At 38.4% G+C, this 17,665-nt stretch carries 15 protein-coding genes; 12 read left to right on the top strand and 3 right to left on the bottom strand.

All coding sequences use genetic code 11. From position 1 onward, the window contains the following. The first annotated feature begins 109 nt into the window (after positions 1 to 109). From B6D67_RS06270 to B6D67_RS06255, 4 genes are all read left to right on the top strand, one after another. Positions 110 to 373 (top strand): phosphocarrier protein HPr, encoded by a 264-nt coding sequence (locus B6D67_RS06270; RefSeq protein ID WP_002984031.1) that lies wholly within the window; start codon positions 110 to 112, stop codon positions 371 to 373. A gap of 4 nt (positions 374 to 377) precedes the next feature. Further along, positions 378 to 2,111 (top strand): phosphoenolpyruvate--protein phosphotransferase, encoded by a 1,734-nt coding sequence (ptsP, locus tag B6D67_RS06265; RefSeq protein WP_002984033.1) that lies wholly within the window; start codon positions 378 to 380, stop codon positions 2,109 to 2,111. A 184-nt stretch (positions 2,112 to 2,295) separates the two neighbouring features. Continuing rightward, positions 2,296 to 3,723, top strand: a complete 1,428-nt coding sequence (locus tag B6D67_RS06260) for an NADP-dependent glyceraldehyde-3-phosphate dehydrogenase (RefSeq protein WP_010922418.1) — start codon at positions 2,296 to 2,298, stop codon at positions 3,721 to 3,723. Between the two features lie 94 nt (positions 3,724 to 3,817). Further along, positions 3,818 to 5,092, top strand: a complete 1,275-nt coding sequence (locus B6D67_RS06255; protein WP_010922417.1) for a polysaccharide deacetylase family protein — start codon at positions 3,818 to 3,820, stop codon at positions 5,090 to 5,092. A 110-nt stretch (positions 5,093 to 5,202) separates the two neighbouring features. Here B6D67_RS06255 and B6D67_RS06250 read toward each other — a convergent pair whose 3' ends face one another. Then, complete coding sequence (locus B6D67_RS06250) at positions 5,203 to 6,288, bottom strand: DEAD/DEAH box helicase (RefSeq protein ID WP_011285597.1); 1,086 nt, start codon at positions 6,286 to 6,288, stop codon at positions 5,203 to 5,205. Between the two features lie 97 nt (positions 6,289 to 6,385). Here B6D67_RS06250 and udk point away from each other — a divergent pair, with 97 nt between their 5' ends. After that, entirely contained in the window at positions 6,386 to 7,012 is a 627-nt protein-coding gene (udk, locus tag B6D67_RS06245; RefSeq protein ID WP_002984060.1) for a uridine kinase, read from the top strand. Positions 7,013 to 7,091: 79 nt separating this feature from the next. Next, complete coding sequence (locus tag B6D67_RS06240) at positions 7,092 to 7,355, top strand: DUF1294 domain-containing protein (RefSeq protein WP_010922415.1); 264 nt, start codon at positions 7,092 to 7,094, stop codon at positions 7,353 to 7,355. 52 nt (positions 7,356 to 7,407) lie between these two features. Here B6D67_RS06240 and B6D67_RS06235 read toward each other — a convergent pair whose 3' ends face one another. Further along, complete coding sequence (locus tag B6D67_RS06235; protein ID WP_002989260.1) at positions 7,408 to 8,217, bottom strand: PrsW family intramembrane metalloprotease; 810 nt, start codon at positions 8,215 to 8,217, stop codon at positions 7,408 to 7,410. Between the two features lie 144 nt (positions 8,218 to 8,361). Here B6D67_RS06235 and B6D67_RS06230 point away from each other — a divergent pair, with 144 nt between their 5' ends. The 3 genes from B6D67_RS06230 (at position 8,362) to B6D67_RS06220 (ending at position 10,827) form a co-directional block, all read left to right on the top strand. Further along, positions 8,362 to 8,859: a GAF domain-containing protein gene (locus B6D67_RS06230; protein WP_010922414.1), complete on the top strand. Its 498-nt coding sequence runs from the start codon at positions 8,362 to 8,364 to the stop codon at positions 8,857 to 8,859. Continuing rightward, positions 8,859 to 10,529, top strand: a complete 1,671-nt coding sequence (gene dnaX, locus B6D67_RS06225) for a DNA polymerase III subunit gamma/tau (RefSeq protein ID WP_010922413.1) — start codon at positions 8,859 to 8,861, stop codon at positions 10,527 to 10,529. Before B6D67_RS06230 ends, dnaX begins: the two co-directional genes overlap by 1 nt. 94 nt (positions 10,530 to 10,623) lie before the next feature. Next, entirely contained in the window at positions 10,624 to 10,827 is a 204-nt protein-coding gene (locus B6D67_RS06220) for a DUF3272 family protein (RefSeq protein ID WP_002992607.1), read from the top strand. On the opposite strand, the gene birA is transcribed toward B6D67_RS06220, so the two are convergent. Beyond that, complete coding sequence (gene birA, locus B6D67_RS06215) at positions 10,802 to 11,743, bottom strand: bifunctional biotin--[acetyl-CoA-carboxylase] ligase/biotin operon repressor BirA (RefSeq protein ID WP_002984078.1); 942 nt, start codon at positions 11,741 to 11,743, stop codon at positions 10,802 to 10,804. The genes B6D67_RS06220 and birA overlap by 26 nt on opposite strands. 203 nt (positions 11,744 to 11,946) lie before the next feature. Here birA and B6D67_RS06210 point away from each other — a divergent pair, with 203 nt between their 5' ends. The 3 genes from B6D67_RS06210 to B6D67_RS06200 all read left to right on the top strand — a co-directional run bounded on the left by B6D67_RS06210 (position 11,947) and on the right by B6D67_RS06200 (position 17,491). Beyond that, positions 11,947 to 14,325: a leucine-rich repeat domain-containing protein gene (locus B6D67_RS06210; protein WP_010922411.1), complete on the top strand. Its 2,379-nt coding sequence runs from the start codon at positions 11,947 to 11,949 to the stop codon at positions 14,323 to 14,325. A 536-nt stretch (positions 14,326 to 14,861) separates the two neighbouring features. Then, the gene (gene metK, locus B6D67_RS06205; RefSeq protein WP_010922410.1) at positions 14,862 to 16,058 is read left to right on the top strand and encodes a methionine adenosyltransferase; all 1,197 of its coding nucleotides are present in this window, start codon (positions 14,862 to 14,864) and stop codon (positions 16,056 to 16,058) included. A 173-nt stretch (positions 16,059 to 16,231) separates the two neighbouring features. Next, positions 16,232 to 17,491, top strand: coding sequence for a UDP-N-acetylglucosamine 1-carboxyvinyltransferase (locus B6D67_RS06200; RefSeq protein WP_002989295.1), 1,260 nt, complete (start codon positions 16,232 to 16,234; stop codon positions 17,489 to 17,491). Positions 17,492 to 17,665: the final 174 nt, after the last annotated feature.

Below are 17,665 nucleotides of genomic sequence, written 5' to 3'. Positions count from 1 at the left end.
GTTTAAATATTTAATCTTGAAAATAAAAAAGCATTGTGCTATAATCGGTTGTTGTAAGGGTTATCATGTGATGGCTCAAAAATACACAACTTAAAAGGAGAACCATACTATGGCTTCAAAAGACTTTCACATTGTTGCAGAAACAGGTATTCATGCGCGTCCAGCGACTTTGCTTGTTCAAACAGCTAGCAAATTTGCTTCAGACATCACTCTTGACTACAAAGGTAAAGCAGTAAATCTAAAATCAATCATGGGTGTTATGAGTCTTGGTGTTGGTCAAGGTGCAGATGTTACTATCTCAGCTGAAGGTGCAGATGCTGAAGATGCCATTGCAGCAATTGAAGAAACAATGACTAAAGAGGGATTGGCATAAGACTATGACAGAAATGCTTAAAGGAATTGCAGCCTCAGACGGCGTTGCTGTTGCTAAAGCATATCTACTAGTTCAGCCGGATTTGTCATTTGAGACTGTTACAGTCGCAGATACAAATGCAGAAGAAGCTCGCCTTGATGTTGCACTCCAAGCTGCACAAGACGAGCTTTCTGTTATCCGTGAAAATGCAGTAGAAAGCTTAGGTGAAGAAGCAGCAGCCGTTTTTGATGCCCATTTGATGGTTCTTGCTGATCCAGAAATGATCAGCCAGGTTAAAGAAACGATTCGCGCAAAACAAACGAATGCAGAAACAGGTCTTAAAGAAGTGACTGACATGTTCATCACCATCTTTGAAGGCATGGAAGATAACCCATACATGCAAGAACGTGCAGCGGACATCCGCGACGTTGCAAAACGTGTGTTGGCTCACCTTTTAGGTGTAAAACTTCCAAATCCAGCTACAATCAATGAAGAATCAATCGTTATCGCACACGATTTGACACCTTCAGATACTGCTCAACTTAACAAACAATTTGTAAAAGCATTTGTTACAAATATCGGTGGTCGTACAAGTCACTCAGCTATCATGGCACGTACACTTGAGATCGCTGCGGTACTTGGAACAAATGATATTACAAAACGTGTTAAAGATGGTGATGTGATTGCCGTTAATGGTATCACTGGTGAAGTGATTATCGATCCAAGCGAAGATCAAGTACTTGCTTTTAAAGAAGCTGGTGCGGCTTATGCCAAACAAAAAGCAGAGTGGTCTCTCCTTAAAGATGCGCACACTGAAACAGCTGATGGCAAACACTTTGAATTGGCTGCTAATATCGGTACGCCTAAAGACGTTGAAGGTGTTAATGACAATGGTGCTGAAGCTGTTGGCCTTTACCGTACTGAGTTCTTGTACATGGATTCTCAAGACTTCCCAACTGAAGACGAACAATACGAAGCTTACAAGGCAGTGCTTGAAGGCATGAATGGCAAACCTGTTGTGGTTCGTACGATGGATATTGGTGGCGACAAGGAACTTCCTTACTTTGACCTTCCAAAAGAAATGAATCCATTCCTTGGTTTCCGTGCTCTTCGTATTTCCATCTCTGAAACTGGGGATGCCATGTTCCGCACACAAATGCGTGCGCTTCTTCGTGCCTCTGTTCACGGACAACTTCGTATTATGTTCCCAATGGTTGCGCTTCTTAAAGAATTCCGTGCTGCAAAAGCAGTCTTTGACGAAGAAAAAGCAAACTTGCTTGCAGAAGGCGTTGCGGTTGCTGATGACATCCAAGTTGGTATCATGATTGAGATTCCTGCAGCTGCTATGCTTGCAGACCAATTTGCTAAGGAAGTTGATTTCTTCTCAATTGGAACAAACGACCTTATCCAATACACTATGGCAGCAGACCGTATGAACGAACAAGTATCATACCTTTACCAACCATACAACCCATCAATATTACGTTTGATCAACAATGTGATCAAAGCAGCGCACGCTGAAGGTAAATGGGCAGGTATGTGTGGTGAGATGGCAGGTGACCAACAAGCTGTTCCACTTCTTGTCGGAATGGGCTTGGATGAGTTTTCTATGTCAGCAACTTCAGTACTTCGTACGCGTAGTTTAATGAAGAAACTTGACTCTGCTAAGATGGAAGAATATGCAAATCGTGCGCTTACAGAATGTTCAACAGCAGAAGAAGTTCTTGAACTTTCTAAAGAATACGTTTCTGAAGATTAAAGGGTTAAAGAGTTGGTTTAAACCAGCTCTTTTTTGCTAGCTAAAAATACAATTACTTTTTGGTGTGAAATCATTTGAGTTATCAAATAATTATCAGAATTTTCAGATATTTAGTATAGCCAAATCTTGAATTATATCGGAAAAGTGATAGAATAAGATTACTATCATAAAAGGAGATAAAACGTTGGCAAAACAATATAAAAATTTAGTGAACGGTGAATGGAAACTATCAGAAAACGAGATTACCATTTACGCACCAGCAACAGGTGAAGAGTTAGGATCAGTTCCAGCGATGACGCAGGCAGAGGTAGATGCTGTTTACGCTTCAGCTAAAAAGGCTCTATCAGATTGGCGCGCTTTGTCTTATGTGGAACGTGCAGCTTACCTTCATAAAGCGGCTGATATTTTAGTACGTGATGCTGAAAAGATCGGCGCGATTCTTTCAAAAGAAGTAGCCAAAGGTCACAAGGCAGCTGTCAGTGAAGTTATTCGTACCGCTGAAATCATTAATTATGCAGCAGAAGAAGGGCTTCGTATGGAAGGTGAAGTTCTTGAAGGTGGTAGCTTCGAAGCTGCAAGTAAGAAGAAGATTGCTATTGTTCGTCGTGAACCAGTTGGTTTAGTTCTTGCCATCTCACCTTTTAATTATCCCGTTAACTTGGCAGGTTCTAAAATTGCTCCAGCTCTTATTGCAGGAAATGTTGTTGCTCTTAAACCACCAACACAAGGCTCTATTTCTGGTTTGTTACTAGCAGAAGCTTTTGCAGAAGCTGGTATTCCAGCAGGTGTCTTTAATACCATTACAGGGCGAGGTTCTGTTATCGGTGATTATATCGTTGAGCACGAAGCGGTTAGCTTTATCAACTTTACAGGTTCTACTCCAATTGGGGAAGGAATCGGTAAATTAGCGGGTATGCGACCAATTATGCTTGAGCTTGGCGGTAAGGATTCTGCTATCGTTTTGGAAGATGCAGATCTTGCTTTAGCAGCGAAAAATATTGTAGCCGGTGCTTTTGGTTACTCAGGCCAACGTTGTACAGCGGTTAAACGTGTTCTTGTGATGGACAAGGTGGCGGATCAATTGGCGGCTGAGATTAAAACACTTGTTGAAAAACTAAGTGTCGGAATGCCTGAAGACGATGCTGATATTACACCATTAATTGATACATCAGCTGCTGATTTTGTTGAAGGGTTGATTAAAGATGCAACTGATAAGGGAGCTACTGCTTTGACAGCCTTTAATCGTGAAGGCAATCTTATTTCACCCGTTCTCTTTGATCATGTGACAACTGACATGCGTTTGGCATGGGAAGAGCCGTTCGGCCCAGTATTACCAATTATTCGTGTAACCACTGTAGAAGAAGCCATCAAGATTTCTAATGAGTCTGAATATGGTTTGCAAGCTTCTATTTTTACAACTAATTTCCCAAAAGCTTTTGGCATTGCTGAGCAATTAGAAGTTGGAACTGTTCACCTTAACAATAAAACACAACGTGGAACAGATAATTTCCCATTCTTAGGCGCTAAAAAATCAGGTGCAGGGGTACAAGGAGTTAAATATTCTATCGAAGCTATGACAACTGTTAAATCTGTTGTATTTGATATCCAGTAATAAAAAAAATAAACAAAAAGTTAGGTTAACTTAACTTTTTGTTTATTTTTTTAATGTTTTTTGTTACAATAGTCTATACAGATGGAGGCAACTATTGAAAAAATTAAATGTTATTCTTGTTGGTTTATTAAGCATTCTGATGTTGAGTTTAGCTATTGTGTTTATTAATCGTTGGAAACTAAACGAAGATAGTCAGCGTATAGTTTTGGCTGAAAAGAAAAAAAACACGTCAGATTTAGTGATCAAAGCTGTAAAACATATTAAAAAAGATCAAAAAGACTATTATTATTTTTCCCCGATAAAACAAGCAGATGATTTTTTTGTAGATAATTTACCTGTTTCATTATACAAAAAAAAGAATTCAGATAAAGAATTGATTTTAGTAAGGCCTAAACTGCAATCTTCTCACCTAAGATCAGTTAACACTTTGACTATTTCTAAAATAGTTTATCAGAAAAAATTTTTTCATTTGGCTAAAAAATCAGAAAAAGTTATAAGTACATATCACGTTACAGACGACTTGAAACCGTTTCAGGTAAAGGATCTAGTATCAGGACATTTAGAAAGAATACAAGAAGAAGTTGAAAAAAAATATCCAGATGCTGGTTTTAATAGCGATAAGTATAATGGCTTAAAAGAATCTAATTCTTTATTAAGCGATGGCTTTGAGGTAAAATCGGGAAACCTTATTTTTGATAAAAAGCTAACGATACCTTTGACGACATTATTTGATGTTATTAATCCAGATTTTTTAGCAAATAGCGATAGAGCTGCGTATGATAATTATAGGACCTACAAAGAACAGCATCCCAAAAAACTAGTTGCATTAACGTTTGATGATGGTCCAGATCCGACGACGACTCCTCAAGTTTTAGATATTTTGGCAAAATACCAGGCTAAGGGAACTTTCTTTATGATAGGTTCAAAGGTTGTGAATAATGAAAACCTTACTAAACGTGTTAGCGACGCTGGCCATGAAATTGCTAATCATACTTGGGATCATCCTAATCTGACTAATCTTTCAGTCAGCGAGATTCAACATCAAGTTAATATGACGAACCAGGCTATTGAAAAAGCTTGTGGCAAGAAACCTCGCTATTTACGCCCTCCATACGGAGCTACAAATGCAACTGTTCAGCAATCCTCAGGATTAACACAAATGCTTTGGACGGTTGATACAAGAGATTGGGAAAATCATAGCACTGATGGCATTATGACTAATGTCAAAAACCAATTGCAACCGGGAGGAGTTGTTTTAATGCATGATATTCATCAAACAACTATCAATGCTTTGCCGACAGTTATGGAATATCTAAAAGCAGAAGGATACGAATGTGTGACTGTATCAGAACTCTATGCGCATCAGTAAGTAATATCGTTATGTTTCTTTAGAATTGATATACTAAACAATCCAATTACTTTTGAAGTAATTGGATTGTTGTTTTTAGTAGCCCTTGATTAAGTTTTGTTTTTTAACAACTAGTTGATGAAATGAAGTTGTTGATTTTTGAGGGAGATTTCAGAGACTTTAGCAAATTTTTTCAATTTTTTGAGGTCTTCAGGGTGGCTAACAAAGGTAATAACGATACCAGATTTTCCCATACGGCCGGTTCGTCCAGCTCTGTGAGTGTAATTTTCCTTATCACGAGCAACATCAAAATGAATGACATAGTCAAGATTATCAATATCAATGCCCCGAGCAACAAGATCCGTAGCTAACAATAAGGAGAGTTGGTGGGATTTGAATTTTTCGAGAATGGTTTTACGGAATTTGACATTAATGTCACTCGCTAAGGAAACCGCAGCAGCTCCATTATATTGGAGACGTTCTTCCGTAGCACCCAAATCAGATAAACTGTTGAAAAAGACCAAAGCTCTAAAATGAGGAATATTAGTAAATTTTCGTAATAAATCTGTACGTTCGCGCTTGTCAACCATGAGGTAAAAATGCTGAATAGCATCGTTGGTTTGCTCTGAAAGATCGATGCAGAATGTATTTGGAGCTAAGGAAGTTTGATCCACCTTATTAGTAGCACTCATGTATACCATTTGATGATCTCGAGGAACATAGTGGCTAATTTTTTGAACAAAATCATATTGGGAATCACCTAATAGTTCGTCATATTCATCTAAAACAATGGTGTTGACAGACATCATCTTGATTTTTTTCAATTTAATCAGCTCAAAAATGCGTCCAGGGGTTCCAATCAGGATTTCAGGACCTTTTTTGAGGCGTTCGATTTGACGTTTTTGACTGGTTCCAGAAATAAAGAGTTGTGCCGTTAAGCCTAGTGGCTGTGCCCAATCCTTTGTGACTTCAAAAATTTGGCCAGCTAATTCGGTATTAGGGGCTAAAATGAGTAGTTGTTGGGACTTTTTAGGCGTCAGTGCCAATAGACTAGGAAAGACATAAGCTAAGGTCTTGCCCGTCCCAGTAGGGCTAATACCAAGGAAATTTTTACCATCAACAATAGGTTGAAAGGCCTGTTCTTGGATTGGCGTTAAATGGGTAAATGCAACTTGGTCAAGTTTTTCTTGCCATTGAGGGGGAAATTTAGTGATCATGCGTCTTCCTTTTACTATTGTTTCTATATTCATTATAGCATTATAGTCTCAATTTTGGTAAAATAGTGAGAAAGACTTTTTAGATTTGGAGTTTAAAATGCTTAAAAAACCGATTATTATTGGTGTAACTGGTGGTTCAGGTGGCGGTAAAACAAGTGTGTCACGCGCTATTTTGGACAGTTTTCCAAATGCTCGTATTGCAATGATTCAACACGATTCTTACTATAAAGATCAGTCTCACATGAGTTTTGAAGAAAGGGTCAAGACCAATTATGACCATCCTCTAGCTTTTGATACAGATTTTATGATTCAGCAACTAAAAGAATTATTAGCTGGTAGACCTGTAGATATTCCTATCTATGATTACAAAAAGCATACCCGCAGTAATACGACCTTTCGTCAGGATCCTCAGGATGTTATTATTGTTGAAGGTATTCTTGTCCTAGAAGATGAGCGTTTGCGAGATTTGATGGATATCAAGCTCTTTGTAGACACAGATGACGATATTCGTATTATTCGTCGTATTAAGCGTGACATGATGGAACGTGGCAGAAGCTTAGAAAGTATTATTGATCAGTACACAAGCGTGGTAAAGCCTATGTATCATCAGTTTATTGAGCCAAGTAAACGCTATGCTGATATTGTTATTCCAGAGGGAGTTAGTAATGTCGTTGCTATTGATGTTATTAATAGTAAAATTGCGAGTATTCTTGGAGAAGTATAGTGGAAGTGGCTGAGTAGATTATTTAAATCTGCTCTTTTATTGTTGTGCTCTTCATAGAGAAAGGGATCATAAAATAGAAATGTTATTAATTTGGCTTGGATTACTATTTGTTTGGAATGAACTCGTGTTTGTCATATATGCCTTTGATAAAAGAAAAGCCATAAAAAAGAAACGGCGTATTAGTGAAAGAAAATTATTAGTGATAACAGTTTTGTTTGGAGGTTTTGGAGCATTACTTGCAGCTAAAAAGTACCACCATAAAACCAGAAAGTGGTACTTTGTCATCACTTGTTATACTAGTATTTTGTTGACATTACTAGTAACTTATATCTTTATGAAGTGAGTCACTTAAAAGACCCTTAATCAGTATTATTTAGTCAAGGCTCTTTTATAGTTTAAAAAAGCACATCATCGTCAAGGGTGTTGATTTTTTGAAAAAGATCACCAAAGATTAAAAGGATTAATGTTCCTAGTAAAACTGTCATGCCAGGAATGCTTGTTAGAGGAGAGTTCCAGATGAAATGTAGAACCAGAGGACTTAATAACCAGAAAATTTGTTGCTGTTTTGAAAAAAGGTTAGAACCCTTTAATAATAAGTATGCTCCAATGGTAAAAATAGCTGTATGTACCCAATGTGAAGTCACAGCAGTGCTAATACGTTCAATAGCAGTCGGTACGAGACTATCTATAGATTTTGCTTGAATCAAATAACGGATATCTTCTGTTAGTTGAAAGCCCATGCCAGAAAGTAAAGCAACAACTAATTTTTCTTTAAGAGTAAGTCTAGGAAATAAAGTAATTACTAAAATAGCCGAAGAAGCCTTAATGGGCTCTTCGACAATAGGGGCAGTTAAAGCATCTCCCCAAAGCTTTAAAGCGTCTTTAGAAGGGATGATGTATGACCAAAATTGTCCTACGAGATGGTTCCCACAAGAAGCTAAAAAACCTGAAATATAAAGTCCGCTAAGACAGCTAACAATAATAACGTTCAGGTTCATATGAAATTTTTTACTTAAATAAAAAATAGCTGCTGCAAATGGAATTAAGTAAATGCCTAATAGACTAATGGTTAGTATTAGAGCAAAAGCTTCTTTAAAGGAAAGGTTGTTAGCAGTCAGTCCTAACAATTCAAGTTCAATACCATTTAAAACTAAAGCAATAAAAAGACCGTATCGTAACCATTTCTGTTGAGTGATTTGTTTCACGAAAACCTCCTAATATTAAGATGATATTAATAATATTGAAAATTATATCATAAACAACCTCAAAAACCATTTTAAAAACTGACTGAAGCGAAAGATAGTCGTAAAAAATACTCGAATAGACCCAGATATGCTATAATAAAAGGTATGAATAAGTCTAAAAAAATTGAGCAATACCAACTAATGATAGCGCAGGCAAAAGAGCTGTTTGCGAATGAATCAAATGCTTTGGCTAATTTGTCAAATGCCAGCGCCCTGTTAAACATGACACTACCCAATTCTGTTTTTACGGGATTTTACCTTTTTGATGGGCAGGAATTAATTCTTGGCCCTTTTCAAGGTAGGGTTTCTTGCGTCCATATCAAGCTTGGTAAAGGTGTTTGTGGCGAATCAGCTCAGTCTCGTCGAACCATTATTATAAATGATGTGAAGCAGCATGCCAACTATATTTCCTGTGATGCGGCAGCCATGAGTGAAATTGTTGTGCCTATGGTGAAAGAAGGCCATTTGATTGGGGTGCTGGACTTGGATTCTAGTCTTGTAGCTGATTATGATGAGGTTGATCAAGAATACTTAGAGGCCTTTGTGGATCTATTTCTTGAAAAGACCACGTTTACCTTTAACATGTTTGGAGTTAAAAACTGATGTATCAAGCTCTTTATCGGAAATACCGGAGCCAAACGTTTGACGAAATGGTGGGACAATCGGTTATTTCCACAACTTTAAAGCAGGCAGTTGAATCTGGCAAGATTAGCCATGCTTATCTTTTTTCAGGTCCTAGAGGGACTGGGAAAACAAGTGCGGCAAAGATTTTTGCAAAGGCCATGAATTGTCCTAACCAAGTCGATGGTGAACCCTGTAATCAATGCGATATTTGCCGAGATATCACGAATGGAAGCTTGGAAGATGTGATTGAAATTGATGCTGCCTCGAATAATGGTGTTGATGAAATTCGTGACATTCGAGACAAATCAACCTATGCGCCAAGTCGTGCGACTTACAAGGTTTATATTATTGATGAGGTTCACATGTTATCAACAGGGGCTTTTAATGCGCTTTTGAAAACTTTGGAAGAACCGACAGAAAATGTTGTCTTTATCTTGGCAACAACGGAATTGCATAAAATTCCAGCCACTATTTTATCTCGTGTGCAACGCTTTGAATTCAAAGCTATTAAGCAAAAAGCTATTCGAGAGCATTTAGCCTGGGTTTTGGACAAAGAAGGTATTGCCTATGAGGTGGATGCTTTAAATCTCATTGCAAGGCGAGCAGAAGGAGGCATGCGTGATGCTTTATCTATTTTAGATCAGGCTTTGAGCTTGTCACCAGATAATCAGGTCGCCATTGCAATTGCCGAAGAAATTACAGGTTCTATTTCCATACTTGCTCTGGGTGACTATGTTCGATATGTCTCCCAAGAACAGGCTACGCAAGCTCTGGCAGCCTTAGAGACCATTTATGATAGTGGGAAGAGCATGAGCCGCTTTGCGACAGATTTATTGACCTATCTGCGTGATTTATTGGTGGTTAAAGCTGGCGGCGACAATCAACGTCAGTCAGCTGTTTTTGATACCAATTTGTCTCTCTCGATAGATCGTATATTCCAAATGATAACAGTTGTTACTAGTCATCTCCCTGAAATCAAAAAGGGAACCCATCCTCGGATTTATGCCGAAATGATGACTATCCAATTAGCTCAGAAAGAGCAGATTTTGTCCCAAGTAAACTTGTCAGGAGAGTTAATCTCAGAGATTGAAACGCTCAAAAATGAGTTGGCACAACTTAAACAACAATTGTCGCAGCTCCAATCGCGTCCTGATTCACTGGCAAGATCTGATAAAACGAAACCTAAAACCACAAGCTACAGGGTTGATCGGGTTACCATTTTGAAAATCATGGAAGAAACGGTTCGAAATAGCCAACAATCTCGACAATATCTAGATGCTCTAAAAAATGCTTGGAATGAAATTCTAGATAACATTTCTGCCCAAGACAGAGCCTTATTGATGGGCTCTGAGCCTGTCTTAGCAAATAGTGAGAATGCGATTTTGGCTTTCGAGGCTGCCTTTAATGCAGAACAAGTCATGAGCCGAAATAATCTTAATGATATGTTTGGTAACATTATGAGTAAAGCTGCTGGTTTTTCTCCCAATATTCTGGCAGTACCAAGGACAGATTTTCAGCATATTCGTAAGGAATTTGCTCAGCAAATGAAATCGCAAAAAGACAGTGTTCAAGAAGAACAAGAAGTAGCGCTTGATATTCCAGAAGGGTTTGATTTTTTGCTCGATAAAATAAATACTATTGACGACTAAAACTGAAATACATAAGGGTAAGGTTTTGCCCTTACCCACGTTTTATCTCGTTACTTTTCTTCATAGTACAGTATTTTTTTGTTATAATAAAGCTATGACTATTCGACAATTTCTTTTTATGGCCTTTGTATGTGCCTTTGAAACCTATTTTTTTAATGACCTGTTACTCTCTGGAAATTATCTCTTCGCCTTATTTTGGGGCTTGTTGCTCTTTAGGGATTTAAGAAGAGTGCATACCATTAACCAACTGACTAAAACCATTTTAAAAACGGCTAATTCTCCCAAGAAGAAAGACTGATTTCACCGCTTCGCAAGGTTTGAAGGTCACCATTTTCAAACTGTACAATGAGGTGTCCTTGATCTGTGAGATCAATCGCAATAGCACGTTTTTCTTGACTATTTTCTATAAAGGTCACTTGTTTATTAAGAACAAGTGATTTTTCTTTGTAAACTTTGACATGGTCCTTGACAGGAATAGATAAGAATAATTTCCAGATGTCAATGATAAGGTCATTGCGCGTGATAGTCGGTTTTTCGGTAAAGAGAGAACCTGCCTTTTGAGCAATCGCTTCTGGGAAGTCGGTGACAAAAAAGTTGAGACCAACCCCAATAATGACATCGGTGATTAAACCAGTTTCAACAGAAGTAATGGCTTCTGTCAGAATCCCTGCAACTTTATGGTTACCTAGATAGATGTCGTTTACCCATTTGATTTCTGTATCAATGCCTGTTAATCGCGAGATAGCTTTGACAATACTGGAAGCAACCATCATCGTATAAGGAGGCATATCAGCATAAGGGACATTGGGTTTTAGGTACATGGACATGTAAATACCACCGGTGCTAGCTGAAAAAAATTGCCGATCGAGGCGTCCTTTGGCAGCTTCTTGGCTAGGAGCTAGGTAAAGCCTTGGAGCGCTGTTATGAGCTTCGATTCCTTGTTTGGCATCTAATTGGGTAGATTGGCTGTGAGGGGTATAGGTGACTGGCATCCCAAGCCCTTGGCTAATGGTTTTGGGTAATAAAATATCACCTTGTACCATGCGGTAGCCCTTGTGTTTTAAAGAATCAATTTGAATCCCCTGATTTTCGAGACTTTTGATGGATTTCCAAACGGATGTACGAGAGATACTGAGTTGATCTGCTAGATATTCCCCACTGACGAAGTCATCGGTTTGTGACAGTAATTGATAAATTTTTTCTGATGTTTTCATATGTATAGTATATTATAAAAGATCTTATTTTCAAAGGAAAAGAAAAGTTAGTTTTTTTGTGTAATGCTACTAACAACAGAAACTATTGTTTGTTGAAGCTTCAGAGCTCCAACTCGTCAACAACTAATAGTTATCCTAAAAAGAGCTTGAGGAAAAACAAGTGATGTGATATACTTAACCAGTTAAATAAAAAGGAGGGTTGAATGAAAACGAAAAAAGTTATTATTTTAGTTGGTCTATTGTTATCATCTCAGTTGACTTTGATAGCTTGTCAATCACGAGGTAATGGTACATATCCCATTAAAACGAAACAATCACGTAAGGGAATGACGTCAAACAAAATTAAACCGATTAAAAAAAGCAAAAAGACAAACAAGACTCACAAAGGTGTGGCGGGTGTCGATTTTCCTACAGATGATGGGTTTATTTTAACCAAAGACTCAAAAATCTTATCAAAAACAGATCAGGGAATCGTTGTTGACCATGATGGTCATTCGCATTTTATTTTTTATGCCGATTTAAAGGGAAGTCCATTTGAATACCTTATTCCAAAAGGAGCAAGTTTAGCTAAGCCAGCTGTTGCTCAGCGAGCAGCTAGTCAAGGGACTTCTAAAGTAGCAGATCCTCATCACCATTATGAATTTAACCCAGCGGATATTGTGGCTGAAGATGCTTTAGGCTACACGGTTCGCCACGATGATCACTTCCATTATATTTTGAAGTCAAGCTTATCAGGTCAGACACAGGCACAAGCTAAACAGGTTGCTACTCGCTTGCCACAAACCAGTAGCCTTGTTTCAACAGCTACAGCTAATGGTATTCCAGGCTTGCATTTCCCAACCTCAGATGGTTTTCAATTTAACGGTCAAGGTATTGTTGGGGTAACAAAAGACAGTATTTTAGTGGACCACGATGGTCACTTACATCCTATTTCTTTTGCGGACCTTCGTCAGGGTGGCTGGGCACATGTGGCAGATCAATACGATCCCGCTAAAAAAGCAGAAAAGCCAGCAGAAACCCATCAGACACCAGAGCTATCTGAACGTGAAAAGGAATACCAAGAAAAATTAGCTTATTTGGCAGAAAAATTGGGGATTGATCCATCAACTATTAAACGTGTGGAAACACAAGACGGTAAACTTGGTTTGGAATACCCTCACCATGACCACGCACACGTATTGATGTTATCTGATATTGAAATCGGAAAAGACATTCCAGATCCACATGCTATTGAGCATGCCCGTGAATTGGAAAAACATAAGGTTGGAATGGATACCTTGCGTGCCTTAGGGTTTGATGAAGAAGTGATTTTGGATATCGTTCGCACTCACGATGCTCCAACCCCATTCCCATCAAATGAAAAAGATCCGAATATGATGAAAGAATGGTTAGCAACGGTTATCAAACTTGACTTGGGCAGCCGTAAAGATCCTTTGCAACGTAAAGGACTTTCACTGTTACCCAACTTAGAAACTTTAGGAATTGGCTTTACACCAATCAAAGATATCTCACCTGTTTTGCAATTTAAAAAATTGAAACAGTTGTTAATGACAAAAACAGGGGTGACTGATTATAGATTTTTGGATAATATGCCACAGTTAGAAGGCATTGATATTTCACAAAACAATCTCAAAGATATTAGTTTCTTGAGCAAATATAAAAACTTAACTCTAGTAGCGGCTGCTGATAATGGTATTGAAGATATTAGGCCGCTTGGTCAATTACCAAATCTCAAATTCCTCGTATTGAGTAACAATAAGATTTCTGATTTAAGCCCACTGGCATCGTTACATCAATTGCAAGAATTGCACATTGATAATAATCAGATTACAGATTTAAGCCCTGTTTCTCATAAAGAATCATTGACGGTTGTTGATTTATCAAGAAATGCTGATGTTGACTTAGCAACACTTCAAGCACCCAAATTAGAAACGTTAATGGTCAATGATACCAAGGTTTCTCATTTGGATTTCTTGAAAAATAATCCTAATCTATCTAGCCTATCTATTAACCGTGCGCAATTGCAATCTCTTGAAGGTATTGAAGCAAGTAGCGTCATTGTCAGAGTAGAAGCAGAAGGTAACCAAATTAAATCGCTTGTGCTTAAAGACAAGCAAGGGTCACTTACTTTCTTGGATGTGACAGGCAACCAGTTGACTTCTCTAGAAGGTGTTAATAATTTTACAGCACTTGACATTTTAAGCGTGTCTAAAAACCAATTAACAAATGTCAACCTATCTAAACCCAATAAGACAGTTACTAACATTGATATTAGTCATAACAATATCTCATTAGCAGACCTTAAATTGAACGAGCAACATATTCCAGAAGCCATTGCGAAAAACTTCCCAGCGGTTTACGAAGGTTCTATGGTAGGTAATGGAACAGCTGAAGAAAAAGCAGCTATGGCTACTAAGGCGAAAGAAAGTGCTCAAGAAGCATCGGAATCACATGACTACAACCATAATCATACCTATGAAGATGAAGAAGGTCATGCTCACGAGCACAGAGACAAAGATGATCACGACCATGAACATGAGGATGAAAATGAAGCTAAAGATGAGCAAAACCATGCTGACTAAACTAATCTAAGAATAACCCGATCCAACTGAATCGTCCTAATGACACCATTGTTGACTATCAAGAGAACCTCAAGAATAACCTTGAGGTTTTTTTGAAATAAATAGGATAATGAGTGAAAAGAATGGCACCTAAATGGCTAAAACATGTTATAATAGATTGTTATTGAGTCCCGATAAGACGGTCTGTTGAACGAAATGTTTTTGAGACGTTGTTGACTTCATTTGGGGAACAGTCGTTCTCCCTTTAGCTAAATTACTTCGTCTAAGGCTTATTTTGTGGTGACATCCTCTCAACAAGGAGACCGGATTCTTTGTAACTCAACGCTATTGTCAGACATTCTTTGTCTGGTTAATGGACGCTAGCCACTAGGTGGACTAGCTAGTTGCCTTACTAGTAAAACCGTAACTGATTAGCTAAGTTGGTTTTGGCCACTTGACTTGCTCAATCAGCTAGGAAGAAAGGGGTAGGCAACTTCTTGCTTTGTGGTCAATGTGACTGAAAAAGGAAGAATCAACATATTAGGGGGGACATTTTTATGTCAGAACGTAAACTTTTCACGTCTGAGTCCGTATCTGAAGGGCATCCAGATAAGATTGCAGACCAAATTTCAGATGCTATTTTAGATGCCATTTTAGCAGAAGATCCAGAAGCCCATGTGGCTGCAGAAACTTGTGTTTACACAGGTTCTGTTCATGTTTTTGGAGAAATCTCAACAACAGCATACATTGATATTAACCGTGTGGTCCGCGACACCATTGCAGAAATTGGTTATACAGAAGCAGAATATGGCTTTTCAGCAGAATCAGTGGGAGTACATCCATCACTTGTAGAACAATCTGGAGATATCGCTCAGGGGGTTAATGAAGCTTTCGAAAGCAGAGAAGGTGATACTGATGACCTTAGCCATATTGGAGCGGGTGACCAAGGGCTCATGTTTGGTTTTGCCATCAATGAAACACCAGAATTGATGCCTTTACCAATTTCCTTATCTCACCAATTAGTGCGTCGCTTGGCGGAATTACGTAAGTCAGGTGAGATTAGTTATCTACGTCCAGATGCTAAATCTCAAGTGACAGTTGAGTACGATGAACACGATAAACCTGTTCGTGTGGATACAGTCGTTATTTCTACTCAGCATGATCCAGAAGCTACTAATGACCAAATTCGTCAGGATGTGATTGAAAAAGTGATCAAGGCTGTAATTCCAGCAGATTATTTAGATGATGACACAAAGTTCTTCATTAATCCAACAGGACGTTTTGTTATTGGAGGTCCGCAAGGAGACTCTGGATTGACCGGACGTAAGATTATTGTGGATACCTATGGAGGCTATTCACGTCATGGTGGCGGTGCTTTTTCAGGAAAAGATGCGACAAAAGTGGACCGTTCGGCTTCTTACGCTGCTCGCTATATTGCTAAAAACCTTGTGGCAGCAGGCCTTGTGACCAAAGCTGAAGTCCAACTAGCTTATGCGATTGGGGTGGCTCAGCCTGTGTCTGTTCGCGTGGATACATTTGGAACCTCAACGGTTCCTGAAGCTGTTTTAGAAGCTGCTGTTCGTCAAGTCTTTGATTTACGGCCAGCAGGCATTATTCAAATGCTTGATTTAAAACGCCCGATTTACAAACAAACAGCTGCCTATGGTCACATGGGGAGAACAGATATTGATTTGCCATGGGAGCGTTTAAATAAGGTTGATGCTTTAGTAGAAGCTGTAAAAACAGTATTATAAACGACAACTTTATTAAAAAAGTAGAGTAAGTGAAAAAATCTTACTCTGCTTTTTTGTTATTAAATAAGCCTTTAAAAGGGATGATTAAAAATTAAGACGTCAATAATTGTCAGGCTTCATGATTTATGATAAAATGAAAAGGTTGAATTCTAGTATAAGAAAGTTTTGAATGTATGCGTAAAATTATTATTAATGGCGGAAAAGCCTTATCTGGAGAAGTGGCAGTTTCAGGGGCAAAAAACAGTGTTGTTGCGCTTATTCCAGCAATCATCTTAGCCGATGATATTGTGATTCTTGATGGTGTACCTGCTATTAGTGATGTAGATAGTCTGATTGAAATCATGGAGCTTATGGGAGCAACAGTAAACTATCATGGTGATACTTTAGAAATTGACCCTAGAGGGGTGCAAGACATCCCGATGCCTTACGGAAAGATTAATAGTCTTCGAGCTTCCTATTATTTCTACGGTAGTCTTTTAGGTCGTTTTGGACAAGCAGTTGTTGGCTTACCTGGTGGTTGCGATTTAGGACCAAGACCAATTGACTTGCATTTGAAGGCCTTCGAGGCTATGGGAGTTGAAGTGTCTTATGAGGGTGAAAATATGAATTTATCGACAAATGGTCAAAAAATTCATGGCGCTCATATCTATATGGACACCGTTAGTGTCGGTGCTACAATTAATACTATGGTTGCGGCAACAAAAGCTCAAGGTAAAACGGTTATTGAAAACGCTGCACGTGAGCCAGAGATTATTGATGTGGCTACTCTTTTGAATAACATGGGTGCGCATATTCGTGGAGCAGGTACAGATATTATTACGATACAAGGTGTTCAGAAATTGCATGGTACTAGACACCAAGTTATTCCTGATCGTATTGAAGCAGGGACTTATATCGCTTTGGCGGCAGCTATTGGAAAAGGTGTTAAGATCACTAATGTTCTTTATGAGCATTTAGAGAGTTTCATTGCTAAGTTAGAAGAAATGGGTGTCCGTATGACGGTAGAAGAGGATGCTATCTTTGTTGAAAAGCAAGAATCCCTCAAGGCTATTACAATTAAAACCTCTCCTTACCCTGGTTTTGCCACTGATTTGCAACAGCCATTAACGCCCTTGTTGTTAAAAGCAGATGGTCGTGGAACGATTATTGACACTATATATGAAAAGCGCATTAACCATGTGCCAGAGTTGATGCGCATGGGAGCAGATATCTCAGTTATTGGTGGTCAAATTGTTTATCAAGGGCCGTCTCGCCTGACAGGAGCTCAGGTCAAAGCCACTGATTTACGTGCCGGAGCGGCTCTAGTGACTGCTGGTCTAATAGCTGAAGGCAAGACAGAAATTACTAATATTGAATTTATCTTACGTGGCTATGCTAGTATCATTGCAAAATTAACAGCACTAGGGGCAGATATTCAATTAATCGAAGACTAAAGAGAAGCTAACGCTTCTCTTTTTTATATTACATGTGCTTAGGCTAATGATACTTAGGTGCATACTTTGTTGCATTTTATGGCTTTTTAACTGTCATAAAAAAGATAAAAATGATATCACTAACTAATATTATTAATTTTAATGCTAAAATAATGAGTTGACGGTAGTAAAGTG

Source organism: Streptococcus pyogenes (assembly GCF_002055535.1).
Taxonomy (GTDB): domain Bacteria; phylum Bacillota; class Bacilli; order Lactobacillales; family Streptococcaceae; genus Streptococcus; species Streptococcus pyogenes.
Note: the sequence above shows the minus strand (reverse complement) of the source record. Positions and strands in the feature narration are given on the sequence as shown.